We start from the raw sequence: 22,789 nt of genomic DNA on the forward strand, positions 1-22,789 counted from the left end.
CGATGCGGCAGCGCTGGGTGATCGGCAACTGGAAAATGAACGGCGGCCTCGTCGCCAACCAGGCGCTGCTGGCCGGCGTGCTCGACGCGGCCAGACTGGCCGGGGAGGGCCGCATCGGCGTCTGCGCGCCGTTCCCCTACCTGCTGCAATGCCAGCAGATGCTGGGGGAGTCGGCCGTGGTCTGGGGCGCGCAGGACATTTCCGCCGAGGTGGGCGGTGCGTTCACCGGCGAAGTCTGCGGCGCGATGCTGGCCGATTTCGATTGCGGCATCGTCATCGTCGGCCATTCGGAGCGGCGCATCTACCATGGCGAGTCCGAGGTGCGCGTCGCCGAGAAGGCGCTGCGCGCGGTCGAGAACGGCGTGCGGCCGGTGTTCTGCATCGGCGAGACGCAGGCGCAGCACGACGCCGGCGAGACCGAAGCGGTGCTGGCGCGGCAGCTGTCGCCGCTGTTCACGCTGCTCAATGCAACACGGCTGGCGATGGTCATCGTCGCCTACGAGCCGGTCTGGGCGATCGGCACCGGCAGGACGCCGACCCCCGGGGGCGCGCAGGCGGTGCATCGCTTCATCCGGGCGCAACTGGCGGCACGCGGGCTGGCCGAGGCGCTGCCGGTGCTCTACGGCGGCAGCGTCAAGCCGGACAACGCTGCGGGTTTCTTTGCCCAGCCCGACATCGACGGCGGGCTGATCGGTGGGGCGTCGCTCGACGCCGCCGAGTTCCTCGCCATCGTCAAGGCGGCGCAGCGCGGATCACGTACCTAGCGCGATTCACGAAATCCGGCGCAGCGGTGCCGGCAAGGGGCCCTTTGGGGGGCCGAAACGCCCCGCAGGGCGTCCCTGCGGCCACAACAGTACGACGGCGAGCGAGCACGGCCAGCAGGATTAGCCGCGCTTAGAGCGGCAGCGTCAGCACGACGACCAGACCACCGCCGGGCCGGTCGGCCAGCGTGATCTCGCCGCCGTGGCTGCGTGCCGTGGCGCGGGCGATCGCCAGCCCGAGGCCGCTGCCGCCGGTGTGGCGCGCACGCGATGCTTCGAGCCGCACATACGGTTCGAAGACGCGTTCGCGGTCGGCTTCGGGAATGCCCGGGCCGCGGTCGCCGATGCGGATTTCCAGCGTGTCGCCGGTCTCGCTCACGTCGACGGCGATCTGCGGGCCGCCGTAGCGCCGCGCGTTGTCGAGCAGGTTGGACAGGCAGCGGCGCAGCGCCAGCGGCCGGCCCAGCAGCGGCCGGCGGGTGTCGCCGCGCAGCACCGGCTCGGCGCCGAGCGCTTCCATGTCCTCGATCACGCCGTCGAGCAGCGCGGCGACGTTGATCTTCACCGTTTTTTCGCTGCTGGCGTCGGCGCGCAGGAAGGCGAGCGTGTTGTCGATCATCTCGTCCATTTCGAGCAGGTCGTGCTCGATATCGCCCTTGAGCTTCGGATCGGCAAGTTTTTCCAGCCGCAGCCGTATCCGGGTGATCGGCAGCCGCAGGTCGTGCGAGACGCCGGCGAGCGTCTGCGCCCGGGTTTCCAGATAGCGTTTCAGCTCGCGCTGCATCGCGTTGAACGCGCGTGCCGCGTCGGCGACTTCCTGCGGGCCGGTCTCCTGCAGCGGCGGCTGGTCGAGGTTTTTGGCCAGACCGGCGGCGGCGGCGGCGAACATCGCCAGCGGCCGGGTCAGCCGGCGCACCGCCCAGAACGACAGCACGCTGACGGCGGCGCCGACCAGCAGCAGCCAGCCGAGCAGCCGGTACGGGTCCTGCCGGCTCGATTGCGGAATGGCGAAGCTGAATGTCGCCACCGCGCCGTCGCCGAGCCGTGCCTGCGTCTGCACGAATACCAGCGGCATCGGTCTGGGCGGGCCGCCACGGTCCATGCGGTCCACGCGGTCGGTCGCACGCGGCCGCCGGTGGTGGTCGAATGGCGCGCTCTTGAGCGAGAGCACCTGGAACGGTGTCGAGAGCTTTTCGCGCAGCACGCCGGCGAAGGCCTCGGCATCGTCGCCCGGCGTGCCGGCGGCGGTTTTCCAGGGCTCGGACAGCGTCAGGTGGGTCGGCGGGGCGTCGAGCACCCTGACCAGCCGGCCACGCTCGCCGGCCGGGGTTTCGTTCAGCACCGAGACGATGTCGGCGATCCGCTGCGCCGCATACTCGCCGCGGATGAAGCGCGTGTAACGCAGCCGGTCCTGCATCACCAGCCACATGCCGGCAAGGTTGGCGACGATCAGGCCGATCATCAGTGCCAGCACGAGTTGCCCGAGCAGGGTCCTGGGGCCGCGCCACCACCGCTTCATGCGCGGTGCTCCACCGTGGTCGCGAGGACATAGCCTTCGCTGCGTACCGTCTTGATCAGCACCGGTTCGCGCGCATCGTCGCCGAGGCGGCGGCGCAGCCGGCTGATCATCACGTCGATCGTCCGGTCGAACGGCCCGGATTCGCGCCCGGCGAGCACGTCCATCAGCTGGTCGCGCGACAGCACGCGGTTGGCATGCTCGGCCAGCGCCGACAGCAGCCTGAACTCGCCGTTCGACAGCGGGGTGACGACGCCGTCTCTGCCGACCAGGTGGCGGGCGCCCAGATCGAGCGTCCAGCCGGCGAACGCAAGCTCGCGCACGGTTTTCTCGTCACCGCCGCGTTCGTGCGCGCGGCGCAGGATGCTCTTGATCCGCGCCAGCAGCTCGCGCGGGTTGAACGGCTTGGGCAGGTAGTCGTCGGCGCCCATCTCGAGGCCGATGATCCGGTCGAGCTCGTCGCCGCGGGCGGTCAGCATCAGGATCGGCACCGACGATTCGGCGCGCAGGTTGCGGCACAGCGTCAGGCCGTCGTCGCCGGGCAGCATCAGGTCGAGGATGACGAGGTCGAAGGCGCGGGCGGCGAGCGCCGCGGCCATGGCGCGGCCGTCGCCGGCTTCGGTGACGTCAAAGCCCTGTTCGCCCAGATAGCCCGAGAGCAGGGTGCGCAGGTCGGCGTCGTCGTCGACGACGAGCAGCGATTTGGCGTGCATGGTCAAGCCTTCAAAGTCCGGTTCAACCCAAGGATAACGCCCGCGCACGGGCCAGGGGTGCTTGTGGCGGCGTGTTTACCGGGTTTTACATGCCGTTTACAAAAAGCGCCTTTGCGTGCAAATACGGTTCACATCGCCGCGGTGTAATGGTCCCGCTCTCAACGAAGGAGAAACCGAACATGAAACGCAATCGCCCGATCACCGCCAGCCTCGTCTCCGGCCTTGTCGCCGTGCTGCTGCTCGGCACCGCCGCCACCGCGATGGCCGCGCCGGACGCCAGCGCACCGGACGCCGCACGCGGCTGGGGCCATCACCAGCGCATGAGCCCCGAGCAGTGGCAGCAGATGAGCGACGCCCGGCTCGGCCGGATGGCCGAGAGGCTGAAGATCACCCCGGCCCAGCAGGGCGCGTGGGATACCTATGCCAGGAGCGTTCGCGCCACCTTCACGCCGCCACCGGCCCGGCAGAACGGCGTCGCCGCTGCCGAACAACTGCGCCAGCGCGCCGCGATGATGCAGGAGCACGCTAGGCGGATGCTGCAACTGGCCGACGCGACCGAAACGCTGTCCAGATCGCTGACGCCCGAACAGAACAAGACGCTCGACATGATGACCGGCCGCTTCGGCCCGGGCATGAACCACAAGGGCATGCACGGCCCGCGTGGTGCCTGCCCGGCTGCGCAGGCTGACGCCGCCAAGTAAGCGTTGTCATTCTCGATGTAGCCAGGGCCGTCGCCCGACGGCCCGTCCCGCGTTTAAACTAGCCGATTTGCTTACGGGTCTTTCCATGTCCAACACCGCTCCCGAAAACCGCTCGCCACACCGCCGCTGGTGGATCGCCGCCATCATCGTCGTGCTTGCCGGCGGCGGCTGGCTGCTGAGTCGCGAGGCGCCGACGCAGAAGCCGGGCGGGCGGGCGGGCATGGCGATGACCGGCCCGCAGCCGGTGCAGGCGCAGCCGGTGGTCAAGGGCGGGATGCCGGTGATCCTGTCCGGGCTTGGCACCGTCACCGCGGCGAATACCGTGATCGTGCGCAGCCAGGTCGACGGCCAGTTGATGAAGCTGCACTTCAACGAGGGGCAGGTCGTCAAGCAGGGGCAGTTGCTCGCCGAGATCGACCCGCGGCCGTTCCAGGTCGCGCTGACGCAGGCCGAAGGCCAGATGGCCAAGGACATGGCGCAACTGGCGAACGCCCGCGCCGATCTGGCGCGCTACCAGCAACTGCTGAAGCAGGAATCGATCGCCAGGCAGCAGGTCGACGCGCAGCTCGCGCTGGTCGGCCAGTACGAGGGTGCGGTCAAGGCCGATCAGGGCGCGATCGATGCGGCCCGCCTCAACCTGACCTACTCGCGCGTCACCGCGCCGGTCGCCGGCCGCGTCGGCCTGCGCCAGGTCGATCCGGGCAATCTGGTCAAATCGTCCGATACCAACGGCCTGGTCGTGATCACCACGGTGACGCCGATCAACGTGCTGTTCACGCTGCCCGAGGCGCAACTGCCGCAGGTGCTGGCGCCGCTCAACGCCGGCCAGCCGCTGCCGGTCGAAGCGTGGGATCGCGGCATGGCCAGGGCCATCGCCACCGGCAAGCTGGTTACCGTCGACAACCAGATCGATACGACGACCGGCACCGTCAAGCTCAAGGCCGAGTTCGCTAACGACGACGGCATGCTGTTCCCGAACCAGTTCGTCAACGCGCGGATCAAGGTCGCCGACCTCGACAATGTCGCGATCGCACCGAGCGCGGCCATACAGCACGGCAGTCAGGGCAGTTTCGTCTGGGTCGTCGGTGCCGACGGTAAGGTCAGGCAGCAGGTCGTCAAGACCGGCCCGACGCAGGGCGAGCGCGTCGTCATCACCGAGGGCGTTTCGCCGGGCGACAAGGTCGTCACCGACGGTGCCGACCGGCTGCGCGATGGTGCTGCGGTCGAGGTTGTCGATCCGGCGAAGCGAAACGCCAGTGCTACCGCTTCGCGCCCGCAGGGCCGTCGTGCGAAGGCCGAACAATGATCGGCAAGAAGGGTGCGCTTAGGAGCTGGTTTTCAGTGCCTTCGGTACGTGGTTTACAGTCGCAGTCCGCGACGGGGACCCACTTTCTTTGCTTCGCCAAAGAAAGTGGGCAAAGAAAGGCGACCCCTCGCCTGCGGCCCTCCGGGCTGCCACCCATAGGGCGCGGGCGTCGCTGGGCAGCAAAGCTGCCAAGCTTTGGCCACGCCTCGGTTGGTCGTGAGCCAAACGGTGATGCCGTTTGTCTCGCTCCACGCCCTCGGCGATGGGCGAAAGGAGGGCAAACCCTAGCTCAACGAGTGCGGGCCTGTATTGACGATGGCGGTGTCGCCAGCCGTATGGGAGGCTGGGCATGAATCTGTCCCGCCTGTTCATCCTCCGCCCGGTCGCGACCTCGCTCCTGATGGTCGCGATCCTGCTCGCCGGCCTCGTCGCCTACCGGGTGCTGCCGATTTCGGCCTTGCCCGAGGTCGACTATCCGACGATCCAGGTCGTCACGCTGTACCCGGGTGCGAGCCCGGACGTGACGACGTCATCGATCACCGCGCCGCTGGAGCGCCAGTTCGGCCAGATGCCGGGGCTCAAGCAGATGAGCTCGCAAAGCTCGGGCGGCGCGTCGGTCATTACCTTGCAGTTCGGCCTCGAGCTCGGCCTCGACATCGCCGAGCAGGAAGTGCAGGCGGCGATCAATGCCGCGAGCAACCTGCTGCCGTCCGACCTGCCGAACCCGCCGGTCTACAACAAGGTCAACCCGGCCGACGTGCCGGTGCTGACCCTTGCGGTGATGTCGAAGAGCATGCCGCTGACGAAGGTGCAGGACCTGATCGACACCCGCGTCGCGGCGAAGATCTCGCAGTTGCCCGGCGTCGGCCTGGTCAGCGTCTCCGGCGGCATGCGCCCGGCGGTGCGCGTGCAGGCCAATCCGCGCGCGATCGCCGCGCTCGGGCTCGACCTCGACACGATCCGCACGGCGATCGGCAATGCCAACGTCAACGGCGCCAAGGGCAATTTCGACGGCCCGAACAAGGCGTCGACGATCTCGGCCAACGACCAGCTGTCGTCGCCCGGCGAATACCGCAACCTGGTCATCGCCTACAGGAACGGCGCGCCGATCCGGCTCGGCGACGTGGCCGACGTTGTCGACGGCGCCGAGAACGACAAGCTTGCCGCGTGGGCCGATGATCGCGCCGCGCTGGTGATCAACGTCCAGCGCCAGCCCGGCGCCAACGTGATCCAGACCGTCGACCGGATCAAGACCCTGCTGCCGCAACTGCAGGCGGCGCTGCCCGGTGCGCTCGAGGTCAAGATCCTCACCGACCGGACGACGACGATCCGTGCGTCGGTCAAGGACGTCCAGCACGAGCTGCTGCTGGCGATCTTCCTCGTCGTCGCGGTGATCTTCCTGTTCCTGCGCAATGTGTCGGCGACGCTGATTCCGGGCATCGCCGTGCCGCTGTCGCTGATCGGCACGTTCGCGGTGATGCATCTGGCCGGTTTCTCGATCAACAACCTCAGCCTGATGGCGCTGACGATCGCGACCGGCTTCGTCGTCGACGATGCGATCGTGATGATCGAGAACATCGCCCGCTACATCGAGCAGGGCGACCCGCCGCTCGAGGCCGCACTCAAGGGCGCCGGCGAGATCGGCTTCACGATCATCTCGCTGACGCTCTCCTTGATCGCGGTGCTGATTCCGCTGCTGTTCATGGGCGACGTCGTCGGTCGGCTGTTCCGCGAATTCGCGATCACGCTGTCGGTGTCGATCGTGATCTCGATGATCGTTTCGCTGACGCTGACGCCGATGATGTGCGCGAAGTTGCTGAAACATGTTCCCGAGGAAAAGCAGGGCCGCTTCTATCATGCTGCCGGCGCCTTCTTCGACCGGATGATCGCCTACTACGGCAAGAAGCTGACGTGGGTGCTCGAACATCAGGTGGCGACGCTGTGGGTGGCGGTCGGCACGCTGGTGCTCACCGGCCTGCTGTACGTGTGGATTCCCAAGGGCTTCTTCCCGCAGCAGGACACCGGCGTGATCCAGGGCATCACCGAGGCGCCGCAGTCGGTGTCGTTCGCGGCGATGGCCGAGCGCCAGCAGGCGCTGGCGAAGATCGTGCTCGAAGACCCGGACGTCGAGAGCCTGTCGTCGTTCATCGGCGTCGACGGCACCAATGCGACGCTCAACAGCGGCCGGATGCAGATCAACCTGAAGCCGCTCGAAGACCGGGACGACCGTGCGCCGGCGATCATCGCCCGGCTGAACGAGCGGCTCGCCCACGTCGAAGGCATCCGGCTGTTCATGCAGCCGGTGCAGGACCTGACGATCGAGGACCGTGTCAGCCGCACCCAGTACCAGTTCACGCTCGAGGCGTCCGACCCGGCGCTGCTGTCCGAATGGACGCGCAAGCTCGTCGACCGGCTGAACCGCGAGCCGTCGCTCGCCGACGTGACCAGCGACCTGCAGGACCGCGGCCTCGTCACCCATGTCGACATCGACCGTGACGCCGCGGCCCGGCTCGGCATTACCGTGCAGGCGATCGACAGCGCGCTGTACAACGCCTACGGCCAGCGGCTGGTGTCGACGATCTTCACCCAGTCCAATCAGTACCGCGTGGTGCTCGAGGCCGAGCCCGGCATGCAGCGTGGCCCCGCGTCGCTTGCCGACCTGTACCTGACGTCGAGCAGCGGCACGCAGGTGCCGCTGGCGAGCATCGCGCAGGTGTCCGAGCGCTACGGATCGCTGGTGATCAACCACCTCGGCCAGTTTCCGGCGGTGACGATCTCGTTCAACCTCGCGCCGGGGGCATCGCTCGGCCACGCGGTCGAGGCGATCAAGGCCGCCGAGACCGAGATCGGCGTGCCGGTCGCGGTGCAGACGCAGTTCCAGGGGGCGGCGCTGGCGTTCCAGGCGGCGCTCGACAACCAGCTGTGGCTGATCCTCGCCGCGATCGTGACGATGTACATCGTGCTCGGCGTGCTGTACGAGAGCTATATCCACCCGGTGACCATCCTCTCGACGCTGCCGTCGGCCGGTGTCGGCGCGCTCCTGGCGCTGATGGCATCGGGTAACGATCTGAGCGTGATCGCGATCATCGGCATCGTGCTCTTGATCGGCATCGTCAAGAAGAACGCGATCATGATGATCGACTTCGCACTCGACGCCGAACGCGAGCAGGGGCTGCCGCCGCGCGAGGCGATCTACCAGGCGGCGCTGCTGCGCTTCCGGCCGATCCTGATGACGACGATGGCCGCGCTCCTCGGCGCGCTGCCGCTGATGCTCGGCACCGGCGTCGGCGCCGAACTGCGGCACCCGCTCGGTGTGGCGATGGTCGGCGGGCTGATCTTCAGCCAGGTGCTGACCTTGTTCACCACGCCGGTGATCTACCTCGCGTTCGACCGGCTGGCGCGGCGCGTCAAGCGCGGAAAGGCCGAGACGGCCGACGCATGAATCTCTCGAAACTCTTCATCAACCGGCCGGTGGCGACAACGCTGCTGATGCTCGGCATCGTGCTGGCGGGGCTGATCGGCTACAAGCTGCTGCCGGTTGCGCCGCTGCCGCAGGTCGATTATCCGACGATCTCGGTGTCGGCCAACCTGCCCGGCGCCAGCCCGGAAACGATGGCGGCGACGGTGGCGACACCGCTCGAGCGCGCGTTCGGCCGCATCGCCGGCGTGACCGAGATGACGTCGTCGAGCTCGCTCGGCAGCACCCGCGTGACCTTGCAGTTCGACCTCGACCGCGACATCAACGGCGCCGCGCGCGACGTGCAGGCGGCGATCAACGCGGCCAAGGCGCTGCTGCCAACCAGCCTGCCGAGCAATCCGAGCTATCGCAAGGTCAACCCGTCCGACGCGCCGATCATGATCATGGCGCTGACGTCGCCGACGATGAGCCAGGGCCAGATGTACGACTACGCGTCGACGGTGATCGCGCAGAAGCTGCTGCAGATCGGCGGCGTCGGCGACGTCAACGTCGGCGGCAGCTCGCTGCCGGCGGTGCGGGTCGAGCTGAACCCGGATGCGCTGGCGCACCAGGGCGTGTCGCTCGATGCAGTGCGCACGGCGATCAACCAGGCCAACGTCAACCGGCCCAAGGGCTCGGTCGAGGACGGCGAGCGGCGCTGGCAGATCGAGGCCAACGATCAGGCCAAAAAGGCCGCCGACTACATGCCGCTGATCGTCTCCTACAACAGCCAGACCGGCGCCGGCGTGCGGCTGGCCGATGTCGCCAATGTGCGCGACGCGGTCGAGAACAGCCGCAACGCCGGCTCGGCCAACGGCAAGCCGTCGGTGCTCCTGATCATCACCCGCGCGCCGGGCGCGAACATCATCGACACCGTCGACCGGATCCGCGCCGAGCTGCCGATGCTGCGCGCGTCGCTGCCCGGCGCGGTCGACCTCTCGGTGCAGATGGACCGCTCGCCGACGATCCGCGCCTCGCTGGCCGAGGTCGAAAACACGCTGCTGATCGCCGTCGCGCTGGTGATCCTCGTCGTCTACCTGTTCATCGGCAACGCCCGGGCGACGCTGATCCCGTGCGTTGTCGTCCCGGTGTCGCTGATCGGCAGCCTGGCGGCGATGTATTTGCTCGGCTTTTCGCTCAACAACCTCTCGCTGATGGCGCTGATCATCGCGACCGGCTTCGTCGTCGACGACGCGATCGTCGTGCTCGAGAACGTCGCGCGGCACATCGAGGACGGGATCGAACCGTTCGCCGCCGCGCTGCAGGGCGCGCGCGAGGTCGGCTTCACCGTGCTGTCGATGAGCATCTCGCTCGTTGCGGTGTTCATTCCGCTGCTGCTGATGGGCGGGCTGCCGGGCCGGCTGTTCCAGGAGTTCGCGGTGACGCTGTCGGTGGCGATCCTGATCTCGATGGTCGTCTCGCTGTCGATGACGCCGATGATGTGCGCCCGGCTGCTGCGCGCCGACGACCACAAGCGCAAGCCCAACCGGCTGATCGCCGCGTTCTCGGCGGTGTTCGAGCGGCTGCAGCGCGGCTACGCGACATCGCTGTCGTGGGCGCTCAGGCACTCGCTGCTGACGGTGCTGATCCTGATCGTCACGGTGATCTTCAACGTCCACCTGTACAAGACGATTCCGAAGGGCTTTTTCCCCGAGCAGGACATCGGCCGCGTCTCGGGCTTCATCCAGGCTGACCAGAGCATTTCGTTCCAGGCGATGAAGCTGAAGATGCAGGCTTTCATCGACATCGTCCGCGCCGACCCGGCGGTGGCGACGGTGACGGCGTTCACCGGCGGCCGCGGCGGCACCAACAGCGGGTCGATGTTCATCTCGCTCAAGCCCTTGTCCGAGCGCAGCGAGTCGGCGCAGCAGGTGATCGCCCGGCTGCGCGGCAAGCTCTCGCACGTGCCCGGCGCGCGGCTTTTCATGGTGCCCGACCAGGACATCCGCATCGGCGGCCGGCAGGGCAACGCGGCTTACCAGTTCACCCTGCAGGGCGACGACCTGCAGACCTTGCGCGCGTGGGAGCCGAAGATCCGCGCGGCGCTGGTCGGCATGCCGCTGCTCGCCGACGTCAATACCGACCAGCAGGATCGCGGCGTCGAGACCGCGATCGAGGTCGATCGCGACGCCGCGTCGCGGCTGGGGCTGACCGCCAATGACATCGACAATGTGCTGAACAACGCCTTCGGCCAGCGGCAGGTGTCGAACATCTATTCGACGCTGAACCAGTACCACGTGGTGATGGAGGTCGCGCCGCAGTACGCGCAAAGCCCGGAGGCGCTGCACAAGCTGTTCGTGATCGGCCCGGATGGCACGCAGATTCCGCTCTCGGCTTTCGCGCACTGGGCGCCGGCGTTCACGCCGCTGTCGGTCAACCACCAGGGCCAGTTCGCCGCGACGACGATCTCGTTCAACCTTGCACCCGGCGTGTCGCTGTCGCAGGCAACCGACGCGATCAAGACCGAGATGGCGCGGCTGGGCGTGCCGACCAGTGTGCAGGGCAGCTTCGCCGGCACCGCCAAGGCCTTCCAGAGCTCGGTCAGCAACCAGCCGCTGCTGATCCTGGCCGCGATCATCGCCGTCTACATCGTGCTCGGCATCCTCTACGAGAGCCTGATCCACCCGCTGACCATCCTCTCGACCTTGCCGTCGGCCGGCATCGGCGCGCTGCTGGCGCTGATGGCGTTCAAGACCGACTTCAGCCTGATCGCGCTGGTCGGCGTGCTGCTCCTGATCGGCATCGTCAAGAAGAACGCGATCATGATGATCGACTTCGCACTCGACGCCGAACGCAGCGAGGGGCTGAGTTCGCGCGACGCGATCTACAAGGCGTGCCTGCTGCGCTTCCGGCCGATCCTGATGACGACGATGGCCGCGCTCTTTGGCGCGCTGCCGCTGATGATCGGCCACGGCGACGGTGCCGAGCTGCGCCAGCCACTCGGCATCGCCATCGTCGGCGGGCTGGTGATGAGCCAGCTGCTGACGCTCTACACGACCCCGGTCGTCTACCTTTACCTCGATCGCTTGCGCCTGTGGGGCGGCCGCCAGTGGGCGGCGCGCTATCACCGGCGCAAGGAGGCCTGACCCATGTTCCGCATCCGCATCCTTCCCCTGATCCTTGCTGCCGCGCTGACCGGCTGCGCCGTCGGCCCCGACTACCAGCGCCCCGGCTCCGCCGCGACCGCGACGGCCGCCGCCGATGCATTCCGCGAAGTCCCCGAAGGCTGGACCGTCGCCAGCCCGGCCGACCACCTGCCGCGCGGCGCATGGTGGACGATCTACAACGATCCGCTGCTGAACGATCTGGCGGCACAGGTCGACGTGTCGAACCAGAACGTCGTGGCCGCAGTGGCGCGCTACCGGCAAGCGAGGGCGAGCGCGCAGGAAGCGCGCTCGGCGTTCTTCCCGACGCTGGGGCTGAGCTATAACGCCGGCCGTAACGGTTCGGTCGACAAGGACACCAAGGCCACGCAGATCCAGAACAGCCAGGCGCTGTCGCTCGATGCGAGCTGGGAGCCCGACATCTGGGGCGGGATCCGCCGGCAGGTCGAATCGTCGGACGCGAACACCGAGGCCAGCGCGGCCGATCTGGCCGCGGCGCGGCTGTCGGCGCAGGCCGAGCTGGTGCAGGACTATTTGCAGCTGCGGATTCTTGATGCACAGAAGCGCCTCGCCGACGACACCGTCGCCGCCTATGCGCGTTCGCTGAAGCTGACGCAGAACAAGTACGCCGCAGGCATCGTCACCAGGGCCGACGTCGCGCAGGCACAAAGCCAGCTCAAGAGCGCCGAGGCACAGGCGATCGACCTCGAACTGAGCCGCCGGCAGCTCGAGCACGCGATCGCGATCCTCGTCGGCAAGGCGCCGGCGCAATTCTCGCTGAAAGCCGATCCGGGCTGGCAGGTCGCGCTGCCGCTGATCCCGGCCGGCGTGCCGTCGCAACTGCTCGAGCGCCGTCCCGACGTCGCCAGCGCCGAGCGCGCCGTCGCCTCGGCCAATGCGCAGGTCGGCGTCGCGAAGGCGGCGTTCTTCCCGTCGCTGGTGCTCAGCGCCACCGGCGGGCTGCAGAGCGCCAGCCTGTCGGACTGGTTCAACGCGCCGGGCCGGGTCTGGGCGCTCGGGGCGACGGTGGCCGAGACGATCTTCGACGCCGGCGCGCGTTCGGCGCGCAGCGACCAGGCCGTTGCCGCCTACGATGCCTCGGTCGCCGCCTACCGGCAGACGGTGCTCGGCGGGCTGCAGGAGGTCGAGGACAACCTCGCCGCGATCGACCTGCTGGCCAAGGAGGTCGACGCGCAGAACGACGCCGTCGAGGCGGCGCGCGAGGCCGAGCGGCTGGCGCTGAACCAGTACACGGCCGGCACGGTCGATTACCTCAACGTCGCCAGCGCCCAGGCCACGCGCTACGCCAGCGAGAAGACCGCGCTGCAGCTCGTCGGCCGGCAGTTGTCCGCCAGCGTGCTGCTCGTCAAGGCGATCGGCGGCGGCTGGGATGGCGACGTGGCGCCGCAGCTCGCCCAGCCGTGATTATTGCCAACAAGTCATTACAAATGGCGCGCATGTTGCAATAGCGCCGCGCATAGACTGAGGCGGTCTTCCCCGTGTACCTGCCCGGATCGTCCCGCATGAAAAAACGCCCGCTGCGCTGGCTGATCGCCATTGCGCTCCTCATTCCGATCGTCTGGCTGATCGGCCACTTCCTGTTTCCGGCCGCCAAGCCGAACTACCTGACCGCGCCGGTCGCGCGGATGGACCTCGAGGAATCGGTGCTCGCCAGCGGCACGCTCAAGCCGGTCAAGCAGGTCAGCATCGGTGCGCAGGTCAACGGCCAGCTCAAGTCGCTCAAGGTCAAGCTTGGCGACCGCGTCAGCAAGGGCCAGCTGCTCGCCGAGATCGACCCGGTGCTGCAGCAGAACGAACTGAAAAAGGCCGAGGCCGGACTGGCGCGGGCCGAGGCCGACCGGCGCGCCAAGGCCGCGCAGCTGGTCCAGTTCGAGCTGGCGCTGAAACGGCAGAAGACGATGCTGGCCAGCGACGCCAGCTCGCGCGCCGACCTCGAGACCGCGCAGGCGCAGGTCGATTCCACCCGCGCCGAACTCGTCGCGCTGGCGGCGCAGATCCGTCAGGCGACGGTCGACGTCGACACCGCCAAGGCCAACCTCGGCTATACGCGGATCAGTGCGCCGATGGATGGCGAGATCATCTCGGTCGTCACCCAGGAGGGCCAGACCGTCGTGTCGGCGCAGAGCGCACCGACGCTGCTGATCATGGCCAACCTCGACACGATGACGGTCAAGGCGCAGGTGTCCGAGGCCGACGTCGTCCGCGTCAAGCCGGGCCAGCAGGTCTACTTCACCATTCTCGGCGCGCCAGGCAAGCGCTTCTACGGCACGCTGCGTGCAATCGAGCCGGCCCCCGAGTCGATCAGCGCCGACAGCACGGCCACGGCGGCCACGACGACGACCGCGGTCTACTACAACGGACTCTTCGACGTGCCGAACCCGAACCACGTGCTGAAGACGTCGATGACCGCGCAGGTGTCGATCGTCCAGGGTGAGGCCAAGCAGGTGCTGGCGCTGCCGGTCGCCGCGCTCGGCAAGCAGGAGAAGGACGGCCGCTACGCGGTGCGCGTGCTCGAGAACGACCAGCCGCAGGAGCGCAAGGTGCGCATCGGCCTCAACGACAATGTCAACGCGCAGGTGATCGACGGCCTCAAGGAAGGCGACAAGGTCATCGTCGGCGATCCGGCACAGCTGGCCGCCGACAAGCCCAGCGAACCGATCTTCTGATCATGGGTGCCAGCATGAACGAAGCGCTGCTGGTCCTGAGCGGGCTCGAACGCCGCTTTCCGGCCGGCGATACCGAAGTCACCGTGCTCCGCGACGTCAACCTGACGATCCATGCCGGCGAGATGGTCGCGATCGTCGGGCAGTCCGGTTCGGGCAAGTCGACGCTGATGAACATCCTCGGCTGCCTCGACAAGCCCTCGAGCGGCAGCTACAAGATCGCCGGACGCGAGACGCGCGAACTCGCCGGCGATGATCTGGCGACGCTGCGGCGCGAATACTTCGGCTTCATCTTCCAGCGCTATCACCTGCTGCCGCACCTGAGCGCCGAGGAGAACGTCGAGATCCCGGCGGTCTACGCGAGCACCGAAAAGGGCTTCCGGCGCGAGCGTGCGCGCGGGCTGCTGTCGCGGCTCGGCCTCGCCGACCGCTGCGGCCACAGGCCCGGCCAGCTTTCGGGCGGCCAGCAGCAGCGCGTCAGTATTGCCCGCGCGCTGATGAACGGCGGCGACGTGATCCTCGCCGACGAGCCGACCGGGGCGCTCGATAGCCACAGTGGTGCCGAGGTGATGGCGATCCTGCGCGAGCTGCACCAGCGCGGCCATACGGTGATCATCGTCACCCACGACATGCAGGTGGCGAACAACGCCGGCCGGATCATCGAGATCCGCGACGGCGAGATCATCGCCGACCGCGCCAATCCGCAGCCCGGCGATGCGGCGCCGGTCAAGCTCGAAAAACCGGGCCGGCACATCGCCCGCAACCTGCTGCACGCGAACTGGGGGCGTTTCGGCGAGGCGTTCAAGATGGCGTGGATCGCGATGGCGTCGCACCGGATGCGCACGCTGCTGACGATGCTCGGCATCATCATCGGCATCACTTCGGTGGTGTCGGTCGTCGCGCTCGGCCAGGGCGCGCGGCAGAAGGTCGTCGACGACATCAACACCATCGGCACCAATACGATCGACGTCTACCCGGGCAAGGACTGGGGCGACGACAAGGCGGCGAGCATCCGCACGCTGCTGCCCGGCGACGTGCGCGCGCTGGCGTCGCAGTTCTATGTCGACAGCGTCACGCCCGAGGTATCGACGACGCAGATGCTCCGCTTCGGCAACATCAAGGCCAATGCGCTGGTCGCCGGCGTCGGCGAGCAGTACTTCCGCGTCCGCGGCATGACGATGGCGCACGGCGCGGTGTTCGGCGCCGCCGAGGTGACCCGGCAGGCGCAGGTCGTCGTCATCGACGACAAGACGCGCAAGAAGCTGTTTCCGCACGACGAGAACCCGGTCGGCGAGGTGATCCTGCTCGGCGGGCTGCCGGCCCGCATCATCGCGGTCGCGGCGAAGAAGGAAAGCCCGTACGGCAACGACTCGAACCTCAACGTCTGGGTGCCGTACACGACGGCGCAGGGCCGGCTGATGGGGCAGCGCCATTTCGGCAGCATCACCGTCCGGGTGCGCGACGGCATGCCGAACGATCTGGCCGAGCAGAGCGTGACCAAGCTGTTGACGCAGCGCCACGGCAGCAAGGACTTCTTCACCTTCTCGAGCGACAGCATTATCAAGACCGTCGAGAAGACCACGGCGACGCTGACCTTGCTGGTGTCGGCGATCGCGGTGATCGCGCTCGTCGTCGGCGGCATCGGCGTGATGAACATCATGCTCGTGTCGGTGACCGAGCGGACCCGCGAGATCGGCATCCGCATGGCCGTCGGCGCGCGGCAGGGCGACATCATGCAGCAGTTCCTGATCGAGGCGGTGCTCGTCTGCCTGATCGGCGGGCTGATCGGCGTCGCGCTGTCGTACGGCATCGGCGCGCTGTTCTCGCTGGTCGTGACGGCGATGACGATGAAGTTCTCGGTGATGTCGATCGTCGCCGCCTGCGTGTGCTCGACGCTGATCGGTGTCGGCTTCGGCTTCCTGCCGGCGCGCAATGCGGCAAGGCTGGATCCGATCGAAGCGCTGGCACGCGAATAGGCGCGACTGACAAAGCTGGCGGCGTTGCGCTCGCCTGCCGTACTACTTGGTACGGTCTGCGCTTCGCGCGCCTTGCCAGCAGCGTTATGTCAGCCGCTTTACAAGATGACAAGGACAACGATGAAACTGATCCGACCCACGATGCTGGCACTGGTCCTGTCGCTGACCGGCTGCGGCAGTCTGCTCAGGACCGATTACCAGCGCCCCAAGCTCGACATGCCGGCGAACTGGCAGGGGCAGGGGGCGACGCCGGTCGCGACCGGCGAGCACTGGTGGCGAGCGTTCGGCGACCCGCAGCTCGATGCGCTGATCGAACGTGCGCTGGCGCGCAACAACGACCTGGCCGCCGCGGCGATCCGCGTCCAGCGGGCGCGGCTGCAGGCCGGGCTCGCCGATACCAGCCTGACGCCGGACGTGACCGTCGGTGCTGCCGGCAGCGCGAAAAAGGACGTCAAGCACGGCGGGCCGTCGGAGCGCGGCTACAACGCCAGCATCGACCTGAGCTACGAGGTCGACCTGTGGGGCCGGCTGGCGCGCGTGCGCGACGCCGCGGCGTGGGAAGCCGAGGCGACCGAGCTCGACCGGCAGAGCGCCGCGCTGGCGCTGGTCGGGACGACGGCGCAGCTCTACTGGCAGCTTGCCGAGCTGAACCAGCGCCTTGCCAACGCCGATGCCAGCCTGGTCGACGCGCGGCGCGCGTTCGAGCTGGTGCGCATCCAGCACCGCGCCGGCGCGGTCGGCGGGCTCGACGAGGCGCAGGCGCAGATCAACGTCGCGGCGCAGGAAGCCTTGCGCACCGATCTCGTCCAGCAGCGCGACGCGACGCGCAACGCGCTGTCCATCCTGTTCGACCAGTCACCGCAGCACCGCGAGCCCGAGCTGGCCCGCTTGCCCGGGGCCGCGCTGCCGCCGGTCGCGGCCGGCGTCCCGGCCGAGGTGCTGTCGCGTCGCCCCGATCTGGCCGCGGCCGAATGGCGGCTGAAGCGCAATCTGGCCAATGTCGACGCGACCCGGGCCGATTTCTATCCGAAGCTGACGCTGACCGGTTCGCTCGGCAGTGCCGACCCCAAGCTCACCGACCTCCTGAGCAATCCGGTCGGCACGCTCGGCGCCGGGTTGCTGCTGCCTTTCGTCCAGTGGAACACGATGCAGCTCAGGGTCGACATCTCGAAGACCGAATACGACGAGGCCGTCGTCGGCTTCCGCCAGACGCTGTACAAGGCGCTGGCCGACGTCGACGACACGCTGTCGGCCGGCCGGCAACTGGCGGTGAAGGGCGAGGCCTTGCAGCGTGCGTACACGCAGTCGCTGAAGGCCGAGACGATCGCCGAAGCGCGCTACCGTGCCGGTCAGACCGGCGTGAAGGACTGGCTCGACCAGCAGCGCGCGCGGCGCAATGCCGACGACGAGCTGGCGCAGAACCGGCGCGCCCAGCTCGACAACCGGATGAAGCTCTACCAGGCGCTCGGCGGCAGCGACGCGGCGCGCGCACCGGGCTGATTCGATGCAACTGCAAATAGCGCTGCAAAAGCAGTCCCAGTAGGCGGACGAGCCTGCCACCGCCCGAAGCGCAGCGAATGGACATCCATGAGGACGCCCCGAAGGAAGCCCCCTTGCGGGGGCGGAGCATCGGACGGAGGAAACAGGCGCAGCCGCCTGACGGGATCGTTTCAGCGGTCGAGGCGGACGACGACCTTCCCGAACGCGCCGCGGCCGACATGGGCCAGCGCCGCCGGCAGATCCTCGATGCCGTAGACGGTGTCGATCACCGGCTTGATGCCGTTGGCGTCGATCGCGCGGACGAGGTCCTCGAGCGCGCGGCGGTGGCCGACGCCGATGCCCTGGATCGTCAGCCGCCGTTGCAGGAAGGGCACGACCGAGCCGCTGAACTGCGGTCCGCCCAGAAGGCCAATCACCGACGCGCGTCCACCCGGCGCCAGCACGTCGAGCGCGTCGCCGAGGTCGCTGCCGCCGAGCGCGATCAGCTGGTCGACGCCGCGCCCGCCGGTGGCGTCGAGCACGCGCTGTGTCCAGCCCTCGCCGCGCAGCACGCCGTGCTGCACGCCCAGTTCGCGGACCTTGTCGAGCTTGGCTTCGCTGCTTGAGGTGGCGACCACCGTGGCGCCGTGCGCCAGCGCGATCTGCGCGCCGAACAGCGCCACGCCGCCGGTGCCCTGCACGAGTACGGTCTGGCCGGCGCGCAGCCCGCCTTCCTCGACCAGTGCATACCATGCGGTCAAGGCGGCGCAGGTCAGCGTGCTGGCCTCGAGGTCGGACAGCGTCTGCGGCGCGGCGACCAGTTGGTCCTGCGGCAGCACGACGTACTGCGCCAGCGTCCCCTGCGCCGGGCCGCCGAGGGCGGCGCCGGGCAGCGTCGGCGCCTTGCCGTCGATCCAGTGCGTCCAGAAGGTGCTGATCACGCGCTGTCCGGCCTGCACCCGGGTTACGCCGTCGCCGGTGGCGACCACGCTGCCGGCCATGTCCGAGCCCGGTACCAGCGGGAACGAGAGCGGATAACCCATGCCGGTCTCGATCACCATCTTGTCGCGATAGTTGAGCGACACCGCTGCAACCCTGACCAGCACCTCGCCGGGGCCGGGCTGCGGAATGTCGGTCTCGACCAGTGCCAGTTGATCCAGACCCACACCGTTCATTTGCCATTGCTTCATGTCGTTTCTCCTGCGCCACCGTGGCGATGACTGAAGCATATTGGCGATGACTGATCTGCAGTTGCGGCATATATTCACCTTATTGGCGACTATATGGAATCAATGGCGATGGCGGGATTTGATCGACTGACCGGCGTGGCGGCTTTTGTCTGCGCGGTCGAGGCCGGCAGCTTCAGCGCCGCGGCGCAGCGGATGAATCTGTCGCGCTCGGCCGTCGGCAAGAGCATTGCCCGGCTCGAGGCGCGGATCGGCGCGCGGTTGTTCCAGCGCACCACGCGCAGCCAGAGCCTGACCGACGACGGCCAGCTCTTTTACGAGCGCTGCCTCGCCGCACTGGGCGAGCTCGAGGCGGCCGAGGACGAACTCGAGCGCGGACGGCGCGAACCGGCGGGGCGCCTGCGGCTCACGCTGCCGTCGCTGTTCGGCCGCCGCTGCGTTGCGCCGGTGCTGCTGGAGATGGCGCAGCGTTATCCGAAGCTCGAACTCGACGTCGCGTTCAGCGACCGCGTCAGCGACCTGATCGAAGAAGGCTTCGATCTGGCGGTGCGCAGCGGTGCATTGCCCGACAGCACGGCGCTGGTCGGCCGCTATCTCGGCGTTCAGCACGTGATCGTCTGTGCCGCGCCGTCCTACCTGGCCGCGCACGGCACGCCGCAGACGCTGGCCGATCTCGCCGCTCACGACGGCATCGTTTACGGCCGCGATCCGCGCGGTTCGCAATGGCGCTTCGTCGATGCGGCGGGGAACGAAACGGTCGGCCCGGTCCGGCCGCGGCTGCGCTTCGACGACATCGAGGCGATGGCCGAGGCGGCGATTGCCGGCGTCGGGCTGACCCGGCTGCCGTACTGGCTGGCCGACGAGCACCTGCGCGCCGGCACGCTGGTCCACGTGCTGCCCGATACCCGGTCGACGCCGTTCCCCATGCACATCGTCCGGGCCGCTTCGCGCTACCTGCCGTACAAGGTGAGGCTGGTGATCGACGAGCTGCTGGTGCGGATTCCGCCGCTGCTGGCCGGACCGGATCAGCCGGCGTAGACGGCGTTGCGGAGGTCGATGCCGAAACGGCCGTTCAGGCCTTCGACCGCGGTATTGGTCAGCGCGATCACCGTGAGCCGCTCGACCGGGTCGACGAACCAGCCGTGGCCGTAGGCACCGCCCCATTGCCACGTTCCCGGCGATTGCGGGCTGGCCGCCGCAGCCGGGTCGAGCAGTACCGAACCGCCATAGCCGAAACCCCAGCCAGGGCCGCGGGTGTCGATGAGCAGCGAGCCGGTCTGGTTGCTGCGCAGCGCCTGCGACATCGCCGGCGAGATCACGCTGCGGTCGGTGCGCAGGCTTTCGAGAAAGCGCAGGAAGTCGTCCGCGCTGCCGACCATGCCGCCACCGCCGGACGGAAACGACGCCGGGTCGAAGACCCGATCCGGTGCAAACGAGATGCCGGCCAGCGCGGGGTCGATGAAGGGCACGATCGTGTGCCCGTCCATCCGCACCGGCGGCGATCCGGGGCTGCCGTCGGCGTACGGCGTTGCCAGCCGCGCGTGGTCGCGCACCGCAAAAGCGGTGTCGTCCATCCCCAGCGGCCCGGTCACCAGCGTGGCGACGGCATCGGGCAGCGTTTGTCCGGTCACGCGGGCGATGACCGCGCCGAGCACGTCGGTGCCGACCGAATAGCGCCAGCGGCTGCCGGGCGCAAACAGCAGCGGCACGCCGGCGATGCGCCGCAGCTGCTCGGCCATGCCGAGGCCGGGCGCATCGAGCCCGTCCGAGATCCCGGCGCGGTGGTAGGGGCCGTCGGCGGCCTCGAAGAAACCGTAGCTGAAGCCGGCGGTGTGCGTCAGCAGGTGGTGGACGGTCACCGTTGCCGGCGCGCCGCTTGGCAGGCGCGGGCTGAACTCGGGCATCACGTCGCCCAGCGGCGCATGCAGCGACAGCCGGCCCCGCTCGACCAGCGCCAGCGCCGCGGTGCTGACGACCGGCTTGGTCAGCGATGCCAGCCGGAACAGCGCGTCGCCCTGCATGGCCAGCCCGCTTTCGCGATCGGCAAAGCCGGCCGCGCGCCGGTACAGCGTTTCGCCGCCGCGCGCGACCAGCACCACGGTGCCGACGATGCGTTTGTCGTCGATCGCGCCGTCGATTACGGCATCAAGGCGGGCAGACAGCAGGGTGTCGGCGGCAAGGCGGTCCATCGCGTGTCCTTCGGTTGAAAGCGGCTACTGCCCGGTACTTCCCGTCGCGGGCAAATCCTGCTGGCGGCAGCGCTGCTGCGTTGGGCACGCCTGGCCAGCTTGTACTGGATAGCCGTTCCGTGCCCGCCCCGCAATCCGGGCGGGCCGGATCAATGAGGGCTGCGGAAACGGCCGCCCCGTTGTCACCGTACCCGCGCACTGTCGCAGTTTTTGCCGCGCTTGCCATGTGGTTTGACTGCGATAGTTTTTAACTATAGATTTTCCCGGTCGGCAGAAACGGTATTGTCCGCTCTGCCGGTTTGATCCGATTTCAAGCGGATTCAAGCGCCGCCGGTACGCGATTGGTATTGCCTATTAGTCATCGACAATCGAAATTTTGTGATCGATTTTCGCTATTGCTATCGACGTGCGCCCGACAACAACGAGGAGACAAGCATGAAACTGATGTTGTGTGTGGTCGCCGGCCTGATCGGCAGCAGCGCGGCCGCCTGGGCCGAATCGGCCTGCGAGCCGGCGTGGGACAAGAGCAAGGTGTATACCGGCGGCCAGCGCGTCAGCCATGACGCAAAGCGCTTCGAGGCGCGCTGGTGGACGCAGGGCGAGAACCCGGCCCGCTCCGGCCAGTGGGATGTGTGGAAGTCGCTCGGCGCCTGCCCGGCCGAACCGCAGCCGGTGGCGGCGCAGCTCAATGTCGGCGGCCGGGTCCAGGCCGACGCGCCGGATCGCGTGTCGTACAGCTGGCCGGGCGTCTACTTCGAAGGCCGCTTCCGCGGCACCGGGGTCGGCCTCGTGTTCGACGATGCTTTCGGCCAGTACAACGTCGAGATCGACGGCCAGCCCAGGGCCAAGGTCGTCAAGCCGGGCAAGACCACCTACTGGATCAGTGGGCTGGCCAACGGCGAGCACAGCGTGCGCGTGTCCTTGCGCGGCGAACTCACCGGATCGCCCGATGCGGTTCCGCCGGTCAACACGCCCGGAAGTTTCGGTGGCCTGGTTGCCGCTCCGGGCGGGCAGTTGCTGGCGCCACCCGCCTCGCCGACCCGTCAGATCGAGTTCATCGGTGATTCGTATACGGCCGGTCTGGGCGCCGAATCGGGCCGCAAGGACTGCACCGAGGAAGAGGTCGCCGGTTTCTCGAACGCCGACGTCTCGTTCGGCGCGCTGACCGCCAGGCACTACGGCGCGGCCTACCAGATCAACGGTTACTCGGGGCTCGGCATGGTGCGCAACTACGGCGGCAATATCGCCAGCGTCAATTACCGGACCTTCTACGACCGCGCGCTGACCGGTGTCGCCGGCAACGTCTGGACCAATCCGGGCAACTGGAAGCCGCAGCTCGTCGTCGTCGGCCTCGGCATCAACGACTTCTCGACCGCGGTCGGCGCCGGCGAGGCCTACACGCCGGAAACGCTGCGCACCGCCTACAAGTCGGCTTACCGCGGCTTCATCGACAAGCTGCGCGGCCAGTACGGCAACGTGCACGTGATCGTCAGCGCCACCTACCTCTGGCCGGACAACAAGCTGCAGGAAGTCGCGCAGGAAGTCGTTGCCGAAGCCAAGGCTGGCGGCGACCAGAAGATCAGCTACTTCTACTACGACGGCCTCGACAGTCTCGGTTGCGGCTGGCACCCGTCGGTCCGCGACCATCAGGCCATTTCGGCCAAGCTCGTCTCGGCCATCGACGGACTCGGCCTCTGGCGCTGATCCGCATCGCTT

General features: G+C 68.3%; 15 protein-coding genes. 11 read left to right on the plus strand and 4 right to left on the minus strand.

The window, feature by feature from the left end; genetic code table 11:
- The first annotated feature begins 2 nt into the window (after positions 1 to 2).
- Entirely contained in the window at positions 3 to 764 is a 762-nt protein-coding gene (gene tpiA / locus BJP62_RS15440; protein ID WP_070531029.1) for a triose-phosphate isomerase, read from the plus strand.
- A gap of 130 nt (positions 765 to 894) precedes the next feature.
- On the opposite strand, the gene BJP62_RS15445 is transcribed toward tpiA, so the two are convergent.
- Both BJP62_RS15445 and BJP62_RS15450 read right to left on the minus strand, forming a co-directional pair.
- Positions 895 to 2,280 carry an ATP-binding protein gene (locus tag BJP62_RS15445; protein WP_070531031.1) on the minus strand — a complete coding sequence of 462 codons (1,386 nt, stop codon included), beginning with the start codon at positions 2,278 to 2,280 and terminating at the stop codon, positions 895 to 897.
- Entirely contained in the window at positions 2,277 to 2,990 is a 714-nt protein-coding gene (locus tag BJP62_RS15450; protein ID WP_070531033.1) for a response regulator, read from the minus strand. The genes BJP62_RS15445 and BJP62_RS15450 overlap by 4 nt, the downstream gene beginning before the upstream one ends.
- Before the next feature lie 179 nt (positions 2,991 to 3,169).
- On the opposite strand from BJP62_RS15450, the gene BJP62_RS15455 reads away from it, so the two are divergent.
- From BJP62_RS15455 to BJP62_RS15490, 8 genes are all read left to right on the plus strand, one after another.
- Positions 3,170 to 3,691, plus strand: coding sequence for a Spy/CpxP family protein refolding chaperone (locus BJP62_RS15455; protein WP_070531035.1), 522 nt, complete (start codon positions 3,170 to 3,172; stop codon positions 3,689 to 3,691).
- 85 nt (positions 3,692 to 3,776) lie between these two features.
- Positions 3,777 to 4,997 (plus strand): MdtA/MuxA family multidrug efflux RND transporter periplasmic adaptor subunit, encoded by a 1,221-nt coding sequence (locus tag BJP62_RS15460; protein WP_070531037.1) that lies wholly within the window; start codon positions 3,777 to 3,779, stop codon positions 4,995 to 4,997.
- Positions 4,998 to 5,346: 349 nt separating this feature from the next.
- Complete coding sequence (locus BJP62_RS15465) at positions 5,347 to 8,439, plus strand: MdtB/MuxB family multidrug efflux RND transporter permease subunit (RefSeq protein ID WP_070531039.1); 3,093 nt, start codon at positions 5,347 to 5,349, stop codon at positions 8,437 to 8,439.
- Positions 8,436 to 11,540 carry a multidrug efflux RND transporter permease subunit gene (locus BJP62_RS15470; protein WP_070531041.1) on the plus strand — a complete coding sequence of 1,035 codons (3,105 nt, stop codon included), beginning with the start codon at positions 8,436 to 8,438 and terminating at the stop codon, positions 11,538 to 11,540. Before BJP62_RS15465 ends, BJP62_RS15470 begins: the two co-directional genes overlap by 4 nt.
- 3 nt (positions 11,541 to 11,543) lie before the next feature.
- The gene (locus BJP62_RS15475; protein WP_070531043.1) at positions 11,544 to 12,983 is read left to right on the plus strand and encodes an efflux transporter outer membrane subunit; all 1,440 of its coding nucleotides are present in this window, start codon (positions 11,544 to 11,546) and stop codon (positions 12,981 to 12,983) included.
- A gap of 98 nt (positions 12,984 to 13,081) precedes the next feature.
- Complete coding sequence (gene macA / locus BJP62_RS15480; RefSeq protein WP_070531045.1) at positions 13,082 to 14,245, plus strand: macrolide transporter subunit MacA; 1,164 nt, start codon at positions 13,082 to 13,084, stop codon at positions 14,243 to 14,245.
- Positions 14,246 to 14,259: 14 nt separating this feature from the next.
- Positions 14,260 to 16,218: a MacB family efflux pump subunit gene (locus tag BJP62_RS15485; RefSeq protein WP_070532799.1), complete on the plus strand. Its 1,959-nt coding sequence runs from the start codon at positions 14,260 to 14,262 to the stop codon at positions 16,216 to 16,218.
- Between the two features lie 120 nt (positions 16,219 to 16,338).
- Positions 16,339 to 17,718 (plus strand): efflux transporter outer membrane subunit, encoded by a 1,380-nt coding sequence (locus BJP62_RS15490; RefSeq protein WP_236943615.1) that lies wholly within the window; start codon positions 16,339 to 16,341, stop codon positions 17,716 to 17,718.
- 170 nt (positions 17,719 to 17,888) lie between these two features.
- Here the strand turns inward: BJP62_RS15490 and BJP62_RS15495 are convergent, their stop codons facing one another.
- Positions 17,889 to 18,887, minus strand: coding sequence for an NAD(P)-dependent alcohol dehydrogenase (locus BJP62_RS15495; protein WP_070531048.1), 999 nt, complete (start codon positions 18,885 to 18,887; stop codon positions 17,889 to 17,891).
- A 108-nt stretch (positions 18,888 to 18,995) separates the two neighbouring features.
- Here BJP62_RS15495 and BJP62_RS15500 point away from each other — a divergent pair, with 108 nt between their 5' ends.
- Positions 18,996 to 19,922, plus strand: coding sequence for a LysR family transcriptional regulator (locus BJP62_RS15500; protein ID WP_145927230.1), 927 nt, complete (start codon positions 18,996 to 18,998; stop codon positions 19,920 to 19,922).
- Here the strand turns inward: BJP62_RS15500 and BJP62_RS15505 are convergent.
- The gene (locus tag BJP62_RS15505; RefSeq protein WP_070531052.1) at positions 19,910 to 21,073 is read right to left on the minus strand and encodes a serine hydrolase; all 1,164 of its coding nucleotides are present in this window, start codon (positions 21,071 to 21,073) and stop codon (positions 19,910 to 19,912) included. The two genes, BJP62_RS15500 and BJP62_RS15505, sit on opposite strands and share 13 nt — an antisense overlap.
- 435 nt (positions 21,074 to 21,508) lie before the next feature.
- Between BJP62_RS15505 and BJP62_RS15510 the strand changes: the two genes are divergently transcribed.
- A complete protein-coding gene (locus BJP62_RS15510) occupies positions 21,509 to 22,777 on the plus strand; it encodes a GDSL-type esterase/lipase family protein (RefSeq protein ID WP_205700912.1) in 1,269 nt (422 codons plus the stop codon).
- Positions 22,778 to 22,789 lie beyond the last annotated feature (12 nt).

This window comes from Jeongeupia sp. USM3 (genome assembly GCF_001808185.1).
Taxonomy (GTDB): Bacteria; Pseudomonadota; Gammaproteobacteria; order Burkholderiales; family Chitinibacteraceae; genus Jeongeupia.

Excerpts from the sequence above, each read along its gene's own strand:
- BJP62_RS15495 (WP_070531048.1), bottom strand. The coding sequence starts at position 18,887 with ATGAAGCAATGGCAAATGAACGGTGTGGGTCTGGATCAACTGGCACTG.
- BJP62_RS15465 (WP_070531039.1), top strand. The coding sequence starts at position 5,347 with ATGAATCTGTCCCGCCTGTTCATCCTCCGCCCGGTCGCGACCTCGCTC.
- BJP62_RS15460 (WP_070531037.1), top strand. The coding sequence starts at position 3,777 with ATGTCCAACACCGCTCCCGAAAACCGCTCGCCACACCGCCGCTGGTGG.
- BJP62_RS15450 (WP_070531033.1), bottom strand. The coding sequence starts at position 2,990 with ATGCACGCCAAATCGCTGCTCGTCGTCGACGACGACGCCGACCTGCGC.
- BJP62_RS15505 (WP_070531052.1), bottom strand. The coding sequence starts at position 21,073 with ATGGACCGCCTTGCCGCCGACACCCTGCTGTCTGCCCGCCTTGATGCC.
- BJP62_RS15510 (WP_205700912.1), top strand. The coding sequence starts at position 21,509 with ATGAAACTGATGTTGTGTGTGGTCGCCGGCCTGATCGGCAGCAGCGCG.
- BJP62_RS15445 (WP_070531031.1), bottom strand. The coding sequence starts at position 2,280 with ATGAAGCGGTGGTGGCGCGGCCCCAGGACCCTGCTCGGGCAACTCGTG.
- BJP62_RS15455 (WP_070531035.1), top strand. The coding sequence starts at position 3,170 with ATGAAACGCAATCGCCCGATCACCGCCAGCCTCGTCTCCGGCCTTGTC.
- BJP62_RS15500 (WP_145927230.1), top strand. The coding sequence starts at position 18,996 with ATGGCGGGATTTGATCGACTGACCGGCGTGGCGGCTTTTGTCTGCGCG.
- tpiA (WP_070531029.1), top strand. The coding sequence starts at position 3 with ATGCGGCAGCGCTGGGTGATCGGCAACTGGAAAATGAACGGCGGCCTC.
- BJP62_RS15470 (WP_070531041.1), top strand. The coding sequence starts at position 8,436 with ATGAATCTCTCGAAACTCTTCATCAACCGGCCGGTGGCGACAACGCTG.
- macA (WP_070531045.1), top strand. The coding sequence starts at position 13,082 with ATGAAAAAACGCCCGCTGCGCTGGCTGATCGCCATTGCGCTCCTCATT.
- BJP62_RS15490 (WP_236943615.1), top strand. The coding sequence starts at position 16,339 with ATGAAACTGATCCGACCCACGATGCTGGCACTGGTCCTGTCGCTGACC.
- BJP62_RS15475 (WP_070531043.1), top strand. The coding sequence starts at position 11,544 with ATGTTCCGCATCCGCATCCTTCCCCTGATCCTTGCTGCCGCGCTGACC.
- BJP62_RS15485 (WP_070532799.1), top strand. The coding sequence starts at position 14,260 with ATGAACGAAGCGCTGCTGGTCCTGAGCGGGCTCGAACGCCGCTTTCCG.